This is a genomic window from Cryobacterium tagatosivorans (genome assembly GCF_004402215.1).
Lineage (GTDB): Bacteria > Actinomycetota > Actinomycetes > Actinomycetales > Microbacteriaceae > Cryobacterium > Cryobacterium tagatosivorans.
In genome coordinates this window covers 1-11,035 of the sequence record NZ_SOEZ01000071.1, presented here as the reverse complement: position 1 = coordinate 11,035, position 11,035 = coordinate 1, and the positions used below count along the sequence as shown (strand labels likewise).

The following is an 11,035-nucleotide window of genomic DNA, read 5'->3' as shown; positions in this document are numbered from 1 at the left end:
CGTGCGGCGGGCGTTCACCAATTGTAGGCAGCCCCAACCGGCCCTTTGGGGCCCGGCGGCAGCCTTAAGCGGACTGGGATACCCCCAAGTCGGGGGGCTCCTCCATGTCGCCGGCGGGCAGATCGAGAACCTCGATCACGTCGAGAACGATGACGCTGACATTGTCACGCCCGCCGTTCTCGAGGGCGGCGTTCAGCAGCGCCCTCGCCGCGTCATCCGCGTCGGGATTGGACATCAGGTAGTGACGGATGCCGTAGGCCGTGAGCTCCTTGGTGAGCCCGTCGGAGCAGACCAGCAGGCGCATGCCGGGCCGCACCGGGACGATCCGGTAGTCGGGGATCGGCGGCTCATGGAAGCCGACCGCGCGGGTGATGACGTTGCCGTGGGGATGCACTTCGGCCTCTTCGCGGGTGATCTTCCCCGCGTCGACGAGTTCCTGCACGACCGAGTGGTCGATGGTCACCTGCTCGAGCACGCCGGAGGCGAGTTGGTAGACCCGCGAGTCACCGATGTTGAAGATGATCCACTGCGGCGCGCCGCCGACCACCGCCAGGGCGGCGCCCGTGACCGTCGTGCCGGTCCCGTTGTCGGTGACGCCGGCCCCCGTGGCCATGTCTTCCACGGCGAGGCTGAGCAAGCGGGCGATGGATTCGGCGTCGGGGTCGGTCGTGCCGGCGAGCTCGGCGAGCCTGGTCACCACGGCCGCGCTGGCGACGTCTCCGGCGGAGTGGCCGCCCATGCCGTCGGCGACCACGAAGATGGGCGACTGGGAGAGGAGGCTGTCCTCGTTGACCTCACGGCGGTGCCCGGTATCGGTGACCGCCGCCCAGGCCAGGGTCACGGTTTTTTGGCTGGTGGGCAGGGAAACCGTGTGCCGGGGCGAGCCTTGACCTATCTGGGTCACGCGTGATGCCTTCCGATTTCGATCTGATCGTGGTGGAGAACGGCTAACGCTCCCTCGAGGGGAGGACTTCGACGATGTTACCGTCCCCGATGTCGACCGTCGTACCCGGTGCGACCACAAGGGACTGCCCGGAGCCCAGCCGCTGCCGTCGCCCGCGCGGCGGATTCACGACAGTCCCGTTGGTGGAGTTGAGGTCGGTCACCACGACGGTGTCGCCCTCCTGGCGGATCTCCAGGTGCGTGGCGGAGACGGCGGACGTGGGCGAGCTGACGGTGATCAGCCGGGGCAGGAGGTCGCCAGTGATGCGCGGCGAGCGCGGTCGCCGGCCGAGGAAGTAGACGGCATCCAGTCGGCGCTCCTCGCCGCCCGGAAGGCGGAAGCCGTAGTGGGCCCCGCGGGTAACTTCGGCGGGCTCCGCGGCCGGCCGGCGTTTGCCCCGGTCCCGGCGCCTGATGATGACGGTGTCCTGGGCGGCCTGGGGCGGCCGGACCACCGTGTCCGCGTCCGCCGGCGAGAGGGGCTGGGTTTCGGGCGCCGGGACGGGACGCGCCGCGGGCTGCGGGAGGGCGGCCGGCTGGCGGATGATCGTGTCGTCGTCGCGGGCCGAGGGCGCGGACAGCGACCAGAAGAGCGTGTCGGCACCGATGGTCCCCATCTCGGCTGTCCGGCCGGAATCCAGCCGGCTGGCGTGGACGACGGCGGCCAGCGGCGAACCGATCACGAGGCCGATCACGGATCGGAAATCGGCCAGGAGCCAGGGGCGGATGTCCCGGTCGGTGAACCGGCGAGATCCGCCCACCGAGAAGACATCGACCGCCACCCGGCCACGCGCGACCACGGACACCGGGATTCCGTCGCCGTCCGTCGGCTCCCCGGGGACGACCACCACGAAGCTCGCGACGGCCTGTTCGCCGGCCAGCGGGAGGAGGGAAACGAGGGACTCGATGTCGATCCGAGGCTCCGCGACCAGTCCGCTCAGCTTCGCCACAATGCCGGGGAACGTGCCGGCTGGGACGGCGGCCAGGAAGGCCCGACCCGCGACGAACGTCCATTCGCCGCTGCCGCCGGGCGCCAGCCCGTACCCCACCCGTGCCATCGCTATCCTCCCGGAGACTCCCCGTGTCGTGGTCTGTCCGGGGCGGCCGGGCCGCTCCGTCGTCCCCATCCTATCCGTCCGGGCGGAGCGGGCCCCGGGGCCGAATTATTAGGATTCCGCAGCTTTTTGGGCGTGGAGCTGCGGATTCGCTTGCCGAAGGGCCGTTTGACTGACACAATCGAGGCATGAGCTCAAATGCACGAAGTGTTGGCGGGAAGCCGGCGCAACTGGACGAGGTCTCCAAAAAGATCATCGAACAGCTGCAGGTCGACGGCCGCCGCTCGTATGCCGAGATCGGCAAGGCCGTCGGTCTGAGCGAGGCCGCCGTTCGCCAGCGGGTGCAGAAGCTCACGGATGCCGGCGTCATGCAGGTCGTCGCCGTGACCGACCCGATGCAGCTCGGCTTCTACCGCCAGGCCATGATCGGCATCCGTGCCACGGGCGACGCGAGGGAACTCGCCGACACCCTGGCCGCGATCCCGTCCGTGGACTACGTCGTCCTCACGGCCGGATCATTCGACATCCTGGCCGAGGTGGTCTGCGAGGACGACGAGGAACTGATCAACCTGCTCAATTCACAGATCCGCAACCTCAAGGGCGTCACCTCCACCGAAACCTTTGTCTACCTCAAACTCCACAAACAGTTGTACAACTGGGGAACGCGATAAAAAATGACCATTTCAGAACAGGCCGTACCGGCCCATCACCACTCTCACGTACCCACTTCGGCACTGGCGCCGGGCGAGTACAGCGACGCCGACAATGCGTCGATGCAGCAGAAGGCGAAGGACCATCTCTGGATGCACTTCGCCCGCCAGTCCGTGATGGAAAGCGGCGCCGGCGTGCCGATCATCACCAAGGGCCAGGGCCACCACATCTGGGACTCCACGGGCAAGAAGTACATCGACGGCCTCAGCGGCCTGTTCGTTGTCAACGCCGGCCACGGCCGCAAGCGCCTCGCCGAGGTCGCCGCCAAGCAGGCCGAAGAGCTGGCCTTCTTCCCGATCTGGTCGTACGCGCACCCGTCGGCGATCGAGCTCGCCGACCGCCTGGCCGCCTACGCGCCGGGCGACCTGAACCGCGTCTTCTTCTCCACCGGCGGCGGTGAAGCCGTCGAGACGGCCTTCAAGCTGGCCAAGTACTACTGGAAGCTGCAGGGCCGCCCCACCAAGCACAAGGTCATCTCGCGGTCCGTCGCCTACCACGGCACCCCGCAGGGCGCGCTGGCCATCACCGGAATCCCGGCCATGAAGGAAATGTTCGAACCGGTCACCCCTGGCGGGTTCCGCGTGCCGAACACCAACTTCTACCGCGCCGACGAAATGGGTTCGGGCCTCGGCCACGACCTGGAGGCCTTCGGCCTGTGGGCGGCCAACCGGATCGAAGAGATGATCCAGTTCGAGGGCCCGGAGACGGTCGCCGCCGTGTTCCTGGAGCCCGTGCAGAACTCGGGCGGCTGCTTCACCGCCCCTCCCGGCTACTTCAAGCGCGTGCGCGAGATCTGCGACCAGTACGACGTGCTGCTCGTGGCCGACGAGGTCATCACCGCGTTCGGGCGGATCGGCAACATGTTCGCCTCGACGACCTTCGGGATCGAGCCGGACATGATCACCTGCGCGAAGGGCATGACGAGCGGCTACTCGCCGATCGGCGCCACGATTGTCAGCGAACGGATCTACGAACCGTTCAAGCACGGTGACACCGCGTTCTACCACGGCTACACGTTCGGCGGGCACCCCGTGTCCTCCGCCGTGGCGCTGGCCAACCTCGACATCTTCGAGGAGGAGAAGCTCAACGAGAACGTGCGCGAGAACTCGCCGATCTTCCGCGCCGAGTTGGAGCAGCTGCTGGACCTGCCGATCGTCGGCGACGTTCGCGGCGAGGGCTACTTCTTCGGCATCGAGCTGGTCAAGGACAAGGGCACCAAGGAGACGTTCAACGACGAGGAGTCCGAGCGCCTGCTGCGCGGCTACCTGTCCAAGGCGCTCTTCGAGGCCGGCCTGTACTGCCGCGCCGACGACCGCGGCGACCCCGTCGTGCAGCTCGCTCCCCCGCTGACCATCGGCCCGGCCGAGTTCCGCGAAATCGGGGAAATCCTGCACGGCGTGCTCTCCGAGGCCCCGAAGCACCTCTAGTTCCCGACGGAGTCCGGGGCGGGCACCCGAAGCCCGCCCCGGAGTCTTCGCCGACGCGCCCTGGGGTTCAGGGGCTGGGCTCGGTATCGAACGGCACCTGGTAGGCCCAATCGGGCAGGTGCCCGCAACTGACGACCGCGTTGAGCAGGCCGGCCATTCCGTAGGCTGGATCGATCGCGAGTGCCTTGTCGATGAACATCCCGGCCACGGACCCGCGCCCGAGCGCCCAGGACAGCCAGGCCAGCATGCACAGCGGAGCCGGCCTGGTCGACCGGGGCGCGATTGCCACGAGCGTCTTCAGCAGCGCAATCGCCTGCCCGATCCGGGCCGGGTCCGGTCGTTCCGTGCCGAGCCCGAGCATGAGGTCGCCGGTGCGCTGTGCGTCCGGATGGACGCCCGCCGGCTGAGCGCACTCGTCCTGGACGATGGCGTCCATGCTGTTGCCCGTGGCCCTCTGGATGATCGCGTAACGCAGGTTCAGCTCGTACGTCCGGATGCCGACCTCCTCGCCGAAGGCGAATTGCAGCATGATCTGGTCGCGGTTCGCCGGTCCCTGGACGAGGAAGAGCAGGGCGGCCGCGTCGTCCAGCCGCAACGACGCCGGATCCCAGGTGAGTGCCGTCTCGGCCAGCTCGACCGGGTCGAGGATGTCGCCCACCGTGTCGATGAGCTCCGGCAGGCTGTCCGCGCCGCGCGCCAGCCGCTCGAGGCCGGCGAGCCGGCGCGCCAGGCGCTCCTTGACCGCGAGGTCCACCACCGGCAGCTCCGCACCGCTCCGCAGCGCCGCCAGGTCGCGCCGCGCGTCCGCCGGGATCGCTTGGTGCACCTCCGACGTCGTGATGTCGCTGAGCGAATGTCCCCCGGTCGGGCACTCCGGTTCCAGGTAGGAACCCCAGCCGTCCGCGCCGACGCAGAGCGCGTCGCGCACGAGGAACCCGGCGAGCTCGGCGCGCGCGATCAGCGCTTCCGCGAAGCGTTCGTGCGGGATGCCGGGGACCGAACCGAACGAGTCGTCGGCGTAGGCCACCGGCACGACGGCGTCGACGCCGGGGATCTTGCAGAGCATGCCGATCAGCGTGGTCGCGATGCGTTTATGGACCTTGGCCGGCGCGTCCGGATCCGGCAGGTTGAAGCGCATGGCGCCGCAGGTGCGGTTGCCGCGGAAGGCGACGAGCACGATGCACTTCTCCGGCAGGAATCCGAGGAGCTGGGGCACCAGGGCGAGGAAGTCGCACGCCTGGCTGGTCTTGACGATGTTCTTCTGCATGCGGACACTCTGGCCGTCCGCGGCGGCGCGCTCCCCCGCGCGGCCGCATCGGGGGATAACTCCCCCGGCCCCTGGCCTGTGGGGGCTCGGACCTTGACACTTCCGGTCGACCTTGACTGGCACGTGTGCCCGGCAAACTCGACCGGAATGGTCCAACTCGGCGCAACAGCCTCGGCCGCTACACCTCGGTGACCGGGGCGGCGAACTGGGCGTCGTAGAGGGCGCGGTAGGCGCCGTCGGCGGCGAGGAGTTCCGCGTGGCTGCCCTGCTCGACGATGCGCCCGGCCTCCATCACCAGGATGAGGTCGGCGTCGCGGATGGTCGACAGCCGGTGCGCGATGACGAAGCTCGTGCGGTCGGCGCGGAGGGCGCTCATCGCCTTCTGCACGAGCACCTCCGTGCGGGTGTCGACCGAGCTGGTCGCCTCGTCGAGGATGAGCACGCTCGGCCGGGCGAGGAAGGCCCTGGCGATCGTGAGCAGTTGCTTCTCCCCCGCGCTGACGTTGCCGCCCTCGTCGTCGAGCACCGTGTCGTAGCCCTCGGGCAGCGAGTGCACGAACCGGTCGACGTAGGTCGCCCGCGCCGCCTCCTGGATCTCCTCCTCCGTGGCATCCGGCCGGCCGTAGGCGATGTTCTCCCGCACCGTGCCGCCGAACAGCCAGGTGTCCTGCAGCACCATGCCCATGCGTGAGCGCAGTTCGTGGCGGGTCATCCGGGCGATGTCGACGCCGTCGAGGGTGATCCGCCCGGCGTCGAGTTCGTAGAAGCGCATCATCAGGTTGACCAGGGTCGTCTTCCCCGCCCCGGTCGGGCCGACGATGGCGATGGTCTGGCCGGGCTCGGCGACGAGGCTGAGGTCGTCGATGAGCGGCTTGTCCGGCAGGTAGCGGAACGAGACGCGCTCGAAGGCCAGCCGGCCGCGGGTGGCGGCGGGCGCCTCGGCCGGGTCAGGGTCGGGGCTCTGTTCGTCGGCGTCGAGCAGATCGAACACCCGCTCGGCGGATGCGACGCCGGACTGCAGCAGGTTGGCCATCGAGCCGAGCTGGGCGAGCGGCTGGGTGAACTGCCGGGAGTACTGGATGAAGGCCTGCACGTCGCCGAGCTGCATCGCGCCGGAGGCGACCTGGAGCCCGCCGACGACGGCGATGCCGACGTAGACCAGGTTGCCGATGAACGTCATCGCCGGCATGATCAGGCCGCTGACGAACTGCGCCCCGAAGCTGGCCTCGTAGAGCTCGTCATTCTTCACGCCGAAGCGCTCCTCCACCTCCTTCTGCCGGCCGAACACCTTGACCAGGGCGTGGCCGGTGAAGGTCTCCTCGATCTGGCCGTTGAGTTCGCCGGTGTTCTTCCACTGCTGCGCGAACAGCTTCTGCGACCTCTTCGCTATCAGCACCGTGGTCACGAGCGTCAGCGGCACGGTGACCAGCGCGAGCAGGGCGAGCACGGGCGAGAGGATGAACATCATCACGATGACGCCGATGACGGTCAGCAGCGAGGTGACGGCCTGGCTGATCGACTGCTGCAGGCTCTGCGAGATGTTGTCGACGTCGTTGGTGACGCGGCTGAGCAGTTCGCCGCGCTGGATGCGGTCGAAGTAGCGCAGCGGGAGCCGGTTGATCTTGGCCTCGATCTCCTCCCGGAGGCGGTAGACGGTGCGCTGGACGACGCCGTTCAGCACGTAGGCCTGCACCCAGGCGAAGGCCGAGGAGAGCACGTAGAGCGCCATTGCCCACATCAGCACGGTGGATAGCGCCGTGAAGTCGATCCCTGCCCCCGGCGTCAGCGTCATCGCGCTGAGCATGTCCGCCTTCGCGTCGTCGCCGGCGGCCCGCAGCTGCGCGATCAGGTCCGACTGGCTCAGCCCGGCCGGGATGGTCTTCGAAATGAAGCCGGCGAAGATGAGGTTCGTGCCCTCGCCGAGCAGCCGCGGTCCGATCACCGCGAAGGTCACGCTGGCCACGGCCAGGAAGAGCACGAGCGAGAGCCAGAGTCGTTCGGGGCGGAGCGTGCCGAGCAGGCGCCTGGCGGACGGCCAGAAGTTCATCGCCTTCTCGGCGGGGACGTTCATCCCCCCGAACGGACCGCCGCGGCCCATCGGCGGACGGGCGGGGGTGGCCCTGGTGCCCTCTGTCGCGCTCATGCCACTTCCTCCGCGGCCAGCTGGGAGGCGACGATTTCCTGGTAGGTCTCCGAGCTCTCGAGCAGCTCCTCGTGCCTGCCCTGGGCCACGATCCGGCCGTCGTCGAGCACGAGGATCCGGTCGGCGTCCACGATGCTCGACACCCGCTGCGCGATGATGATCATGGTCGCCCCGTCCGTGTTGTGTTTGAGGGCCAGCCTGAGGCGGGCATCCGTCGCCGTGTCCAGCGACGAGAACGAGTCGTCGAAGATGTAGAGCTCAGGCCGTTTGACGAGCGCCCGGGCGATCGCGAGCCTTTGCCGCTGCCCGCCGGACACGTTCGTGCCGCCCTGCGAGATGGGGGCGTCGAGCCCGCCCTCCATCCCCGTCACGAACTCCCGGGCCTGCGCGGTGGTGAGGGCCTGCCAGAGTTCTTCCTCGGTCGCGTCCGGTTTGCCGTAGAGCAGGTTGCTGCGCACGGTGCCGGAGAACAGGTACGGCTTCTGCGGCACCAGCCCGATGTGGCCCCAGAGCAGGTCGGGGTTCAGCTCCCTGACGTCGACGCCGTCGACGAGAACGGATCCGCTGGTGGCGTCGAACAGCCGGGGCATGAGGTTGACCAGGGTGGTCTTGCCAGACCCTGTGCTGCCGATGATCGCGGTGGTCTGGCCGGAGTGGGCGACGAAGCTGATGTCGCTGAGCACGGGTTCCTCGGCTCCCGGGTAGGCGAAGCCGACGCCCCGCAGTTCCAGTTCGCCGTGGCCGATGGTCTCGTTGACCGGGCGCTGCGGCGGCCGCACGCTGGACTCGGTCTCGAGCACCTCGCCGATCCGGTCGGCCGAGACCGTCGCCCGCGGGATCATCACGGCCATGAAGGTCGCCATCATGACCGCCATCAGGATCTGCATGAGGTAGCTGAGGAAGGCGATCAGCGTGCCCACCTGCATCGACCCGTCCTGGATCCGGAACGCGCCGAACCAGATCACGGCGACGCTCGAGACATTGAGCACGAGCATGACGACGGGGAACATCAACGCCATCAGCCGTCCGGCGCGGAGTGCCGTATCGGTGACGTCGTCGTTGGCCGTGGCGAACCGCCGGGTCTCGACATCCTCGCGTACGAACGCCCGCACGACGCGGATGCCGGTGAGCTGTTCGCGAAGCACCCGGTTGACGGCGTCGATGCGGGTCTGCATCAGCCGGAACAGCGGCACCATCCGGACGATGATGAGCCCGACGGCGACCAAAAGCACGGGGACCGCCACGGCGATGAGCCAGGACAGCTGGACGTCCTGGCGGACCGCCATGATGATGCCGCCGATGCTGAGGATGGGCGCGGAGACCATCAGCGTGCTCGTCATCAGCACGAGCATCTGCACCTGCTGCACGTCGTTCGTCGAACGGGTGATCAGCGAGGCGGCCCCGAACCGGGTGACCTCCTGCTCGGAGAACTCGCCGACGCGGCTGAAGACGGCGCCGCGGAGGTCGCGGCCGAGCGCCATCGCCGCCTTGGCGCCGAAGTACACGGCCGTGATGGCGCAGGCGATCTGGATGAGCGTGATGCCCAGCATCAGCGCGCCGGTTTCGAGGATGTACCCGGTGTCGCCCTTCGCCACGCCCTCGTCGATGATGTCCGCGTTCAGCGTCGGCAGGTAGAGCGAGGCGATGGACTGCGCCAGTTGGAACACGATGACGGCCACCAGCAGGCGCCGGTACGGTCGCAGGTAGCGCACGAGAAGCTTCCAGAGCACGGGTTCTCCTAGGTGGGTGGGGCGGAGGTGGGCCGGCCGATGATGCCGTAGAGGATCAGGGCGGTGATGTCATCGTCATCGAACGCCGGGCCGTTGCGAACGTGCGGCACGGCAGCCGCGAGCGCGATCATCCGGATGATCTGGGCGGCCCTGGCCGGCTCGACGTTCAGCCGGGCGAGGTCGGGTGCGAGCACGCGGCCCATGATCTCGGTGAACTCCCGGCGGGCCTCCGGCGTCGGCGGCGGCCCCATCGTCCCGAGCGCCGTCATCAGGGTGAAGACCCTCGCGAACCGGCCGCGCATCAGGGCCACCAGCGTCCGGATCTTCTCCTCGAGCGGAAGCGCCGGGTCGACCGAGCGGAGCCGGGCCCGGAAGGGCTCCGGGTCGAGCTGCTTGGCCACCGCGGCGCTGATCAGGTCGTCCTTGCTGCCGAAGGCCCGGAAGATCGTGCCCTCGGCGATCCCGGCGCACTCGGCGATCTGCTTCGTCGTGACGGCGCGGCCGTGCGCCAGGAGCAGGGGCGTGACCGCGTCGATGAGCATGGCCTGGCGGTCTTCGACCGACAACGACCTGGCCCGACCCGGTTTCTCCGTCATACTCACGCGGGCCAGACTATCTGAGTGAGTGCTCACTCACAAGGGTGTTTACTCGAAGAGCGCGGAGATCCAGGCCACGTCCTCGGCTGAGGGGCGCCAGGCCGTCGCGGCATCCGCGTTCTGGGTGATCTGCTCCGGCCGGGTGGCGCCCGCGATGACGCTGGTGAGGCCCGGCTGGGCGAGCAGCCAGGCGAAGGTCGCGTCGAGCATGCTCACGCCGCGTTCGTCGCAGAACGCCTGGTAGCGCTCGATGAGGTCCCAGGGTGCGTTGTCGACGAGGTGGCGGCGGATCATCATGATCCGGCTGTCCGCCGGGCCGCCCTCGCGGGTGAACTTGCCCGTGAACAGCCCGTTGTACAGCGGGAAGAAGGGCAGGAAGCCGAGCCCGTACGCGTTCACGGCCGGCAGGACCTCGTCTTCGGCGTCGCGCACGAGCAGGCTGTACTCGTTCTGCGACGAGATGAACCGGGGGTGCCGGTGCAGCTCGGCGGTGAACTCGGCCTCCGCGATCTGCCAGCCGGCGAGGTTCGAGTGGCCAATGTAGCGGATCTTGCCCTCGCCGATGAGGTCGTCGAGCGTCGAGAGCGTCTCCTCGATCGGCGTGTTCGCGTCGGGGGCGTGCAGTTGGTACAGGTCGATCCAGTCCGTCTGCAGGCGACGCAGCGACGCCTCGACGGCCAGGCGGATGTAGCGGCGCGAGCCGCGAGCGCCCCAATCCGGGCCGTTCAGCCCGCCCATGTCCATGCCGAACTTGGACGCGAGCACGATGTCGTCGCGCCGTCCCTTGAGGGCGTGGCCCATCAGGGTCTCGCTCAGGCCCCGCTCCGCGCCGTAGATGTCCGCGGTGTCGAACAGGGTCACCCCGGCCTCGATGGCCGCGTCGATGACGGCCGTCGTGCCTTCCTGGCCCTGGGAGGCCGTGCCGGTTCGGCCGAAGTTGTTGCAGCCGAGCCCGATCGTCGAGACGATCAGTCCGGAGTTGCCGAGTCTGCGATAGTCGATCTGAGCCATCGCACCAGCCTAAGGGAGGGTCAGCCGGCCCGCACTGTCGAGCCTCCGGCCTGTGCTAGGGCGTGTCTCCTAATCGAATCGTGATTCGTTTGGGAGGCTGGAGGAATGTCGCGTACTGCTCTGCTGACCGATGACCAGTGGACTCGGATTGAG

The 11,035-nt window shown here is 68.6% G+C and carries 9 protein-coding genes; 2 read left to right on the top strand and 7 right to left on the bottom strand.

The features are described from left to right. Nucleotides 1-64: 64 nt before the first annotated feature. Nucleotides 65-904, bottom strand: coding sequence for a PP2C family protein-serine/threonine phosphatase (locus E3O23_RS14615; protein WP_134492236.1), 840 nt, complete (start codon nucleotides 902-904; stop codon nucleotides 65-67). Nucleotides 905-947: 43 nt separating this feature from the next. Then, complete coding sequence (locus E3O23_RS14610) at nucleotides 948-2,000, bottom strand: FHA domain-containing protein (protein ID WP_134492234.1); 1,053 nt, start codon at nucleotides 1,998-2,000, stop codon at nucleotides 948-950. A gap of 185 nt (nucleotides 2,001-2,185) precedes the next feature. Here E3O23_RS14610 and E3O23_RS14605 point away from each other — a divergent pair, with 185 nt between their 5' ends. Next, nucleotides 2,186-2,668, top strand: coding sequence for an Lrp/AsnC family transcriptional regulator (locus tag E3O23_RS14605; protein ID WP_134492232.1), 483 nt, complete (start codon nucleotides 2,186-2,188; stop codon nucleotides 2,666-2,668). Between the two features lie 3 nt (nucleotides 2,669-2,671). Next, complete coding sequence (locus E3O23_RS14600) at nucleotides 2,672-4,135, top strand: aspartate aminotransferase family protein (protein ID WP_134492230.1); 1,464 nt, start codon at nucleotides 2,672-2,674, stop codon at nucleotides 4,133-4,135. A gap of 67 nt (nucleotides 4,136-4,202) precedes the next feature. Here E3O23_RS14600 and E3O23_RS14595 read toward each other — a convergent pair whose 3' ends face one another. The 5 genes from E3O23_RS14595 to E3O23_RS14575 form a co-directional block, all read right to left on the bottom strand. Continuing rightward, entirely contained in the window at nucleotides 4,203-5,402 is a 1,200-nt protein-coding gene (locus E3O23_RS14595; RefSeq protein WP_134492228.1) for a DUF4192 domain-containing protein, read from the bottom strand. A 178-nt stretch (nucleotides 5,403-5,580) separates the two neighbouring features. After that, a complete protein-coding gene (locus E3O23_RS14590) occupies nucleotides 5,581-7,545 on the bottom strand; it encodes an ABC transporter ATP-binding protein (protein ID WP_134492226.1) in 1,965 nt (654 codons plus the stop codon). Further along, a complete protein-coding gene (locus tag E3O23_RS14585; RefSeq protein WP_134492224.1) occupies nucleotides 7,542-9,275 on the bottom strand; it encodes an ABC transporter ATP-binding protein in 1,734 nt (577 codons plus the stop codon). Before E3O23_RS14585 ends, E3O23_RS14590 begins: the two co-directional genes overlap by 4 nt. An 8-nt stretch (nucleotides 9,276-9,283) precedes the next feature. Then, on the bottom strand, nucleotides 9,284-9,871 hold the full coding sequence (locus tag E3O23_RS14580; protein ID WP_241983496.1) for a TetR/AcrR family transcriptional regulator: 588 nt from the start codon (nucleotides 9,869-9,871) through the stop codon (nucleotides 9,284-9,286). A 48-nt stretch (nucleotides 9,872-9,919) separates the two neighbouring features. Beyond that, entirely contained in the window at nucleotides 9,920-10,882 is a 963-nt protein-coding gene (locus E3O23_RS14575) for an aldo/keto reductase (protein ID WP_134492220.1), read from the bottom strand. Nucleotides 10,883-11,035: the final 153 nt, after the last annotated feature.